Annotated in this window: 1 protein-coding gene; it reads right to left on the reverse strand. The window is 49.5% G+C overall.

What is annotated here, in order from left to right:
- Positions 1 to 144 precede the first annotated feature (144 nt).
- Positions 145 to 2,430, reverse strand: coding sequence for a calcium-binding protein (locus tag E1297_RS50930; RefSeq protein WP_368669445.1), 2,286 nt, complete (start codon positions 2,428 to 2,430; stop codon positions 145 to 147).
- Positions 2,431 to 2,517 lie beyond the last annotated feature (87 nt).

Genomic DNA, 2,517 nt, shown 5'->3' on the forward strand with positions numbered 1-2,517 from the left:
GCTCTCGTTTTTGAAGGATTCAGTGATGGTTATTGCACGCGACTGACTGAAGGCAGATCCGTCTGAAAACAAGCCTATGGAAAATTAAGTTATCAGATCAAGTCTCAACTTTCACAAATTGCGCATTGCCGTAAGGTAATGATGCTATAGAAATATGCTGTCATAGACGCTGAGATCTAGTCCGCTTTCATATGTTGCCAGACCCCCTGTGTATGACAGATCGGCATCGTCATATCCATCAATGGCCAGATAAGAATCCGCCGAAAGCTCGCTGGTACCGGTCACCAATTCAATTCCCATAAAATCCGTATATTCGATCACAAGCAAGCCATCGATTGTCGTCGTGTTTCCATCTTCATCGGTGGTTGTGCCTGCATATTCGTCATAGTAGAAAATTATGCTGTCGCCTTCATCTTCATTGAAGTCGGTGATGGTCACGTTCGTACCACCGGCGACGATAAAGGTGTCCGCCCCGTCGCCACCGGTCAGGATATCACCGTCACCAGTCGAGATGAGAACATCTTCGCCATCACCTCCATAAAGTTCGTTTGCGCCGTCACCGCTGACAAGAACATCGTCGCCGTCGCCCCCATAGATCGTATCGTCGCCATCCGCCCCGAAAAGGACGTTGTCACCGTCGTCACCGGTGATCGTGTCATCATAGTCGGTGCCGTAGACATTCTCGAAATTGATCACCGTATCAATGTTGCCAAAGCCGTCATCGCTGACAGTCTCAGCAGACAGGTCTACAATGATGCCGTCATCCGTGTTCAGGAAGTAAAGTGTATCCGTGCCAGCACCGCCGTCGAGGTAATCGGAGCCGTTCCCGCCATCAATGTGATCGTCGCCGGACCCTCCGTAAATAACGTCATCACCGCCAAAACCATAAAGCGTGTTGTCGCCGTCGTCGCCGGTGATGCTGTCGGCGGAATCACTGCCCCAGATATTCTCGATGCTATAGAGGCGGTCGGTATCGCCGAACCCGTCATCGGCCAGCGCATAAGTGCCGTTGCTATCTTCATAGGTGGTCGACAGGTCGACAGTTATACCACTGATTGAATCAGTATAAGCAGACGTGTCGGAACCGTCCCCGCCGAAAATATAGTCGTCTCCGGCTCCACCCTGGATCCAGTCATCACCGTCAAAGCCGTAGATCTGATCGTTTCCGTCATACTGGGCTCCGGCATAACCGGCAATCGAAGAGTCCGGGATGTAGCCATAGATGACATCGTCATAGTTGTCACCAACCAGCATATCATCCGAGTGAGTCCCGTAAACATACCATCCATAGGAGGCACCCATGATGATATACGAGGTCCCGGACAGCGAATCACTACCGGTATAGTCAATACTACCGTTGGATTTAAACCCGTAAGCCTCGCCATCGGAGGTCACGACAATAGCGTTCATCCGCATTGAGTAGTAGAAGGCCTCGACCATTTCCTCAGACCAGTCGGAGACGTCGTCACCAAAGACTTCGCTTGCATCGGCGAAATTGATATCCGCAACAATATCTGAGGAATCGCCATTGTCATAGGCGACCGCAAAGCCCCAACCGCCATTGTCGGTCGAATCATCCAACCAGACATTCGACATGGTTGACGAATAAATTGGAATCACCAGCACATCTTCAGTGGGGTTGAAATCCGTGATCTGGGCATATCCAGGCGTCGGATCACCGGACTCGGTAGACACGGTTGCACTGTCAATCGTATCCCAGTTGCTCAGGACGGCCCACGCTGCTGTATTCACCCAGCTAACCGCTGAAATACCAGTTGCGCTTGCAAGTATTGTGGTTATCGTTTTTGTAACGGATGTTGCTACATCGTCCCATTCGACCGTGGTGGTGGTTGATGTACTGGTATCAGCAACATCCCCAAGGATAAAGGTGTCGGCCCCTGCTCCACCGGTCAGTATGTCGCTTTCACCGTCGAACAAGGATCCGGAATAAAGCCAATCATTCCCGTCGCCACCATACAGACTGTCATCGCCGTCACCGCCGTACAGAATGTCGTCGCCTTCCTCTCCGTAGAAAGTGTCATCCCCCTCGTAGCCATAGGCAATGTCATCTCCAAGGCCGGCAAAGTAAATTACGTCTTTCGCTTCTACATAGGTATCGCCAAGATCTTTATAGGAAACAGAATAAAAGATATTATCTTCATCACTTCCGACCACCAAGCCATAATAGTCGAATGCCATCCAGAAGCTTAATACTTCACCTGAATTGTAAACATAACTATTATCTATTTCTTCCTCGTCCACATTCGCTTGGTAAACGCCATAGTCAACGATAAAAGCCCAACCGTCTTCCGCGTAGACCGTCCCCTCTGACTCATAATTTACAATCGCGGCATAGGCATCACTGGATACCTGCACACCGTCATCGGTTACATAATATCCGGTGGTTTCATCATATGTGTACGTCGTCACTTGATTAACTCCTTTTGCGACGATATTTGCAATTTTCATCGGTGTAATAAGCTACAGTTGCTATCAAAAATGCGCGTTAATTTATAT

The sequence above is a fragment of the Roseibium sp. RKSG952 genome, from assembly GCF_009711355.1.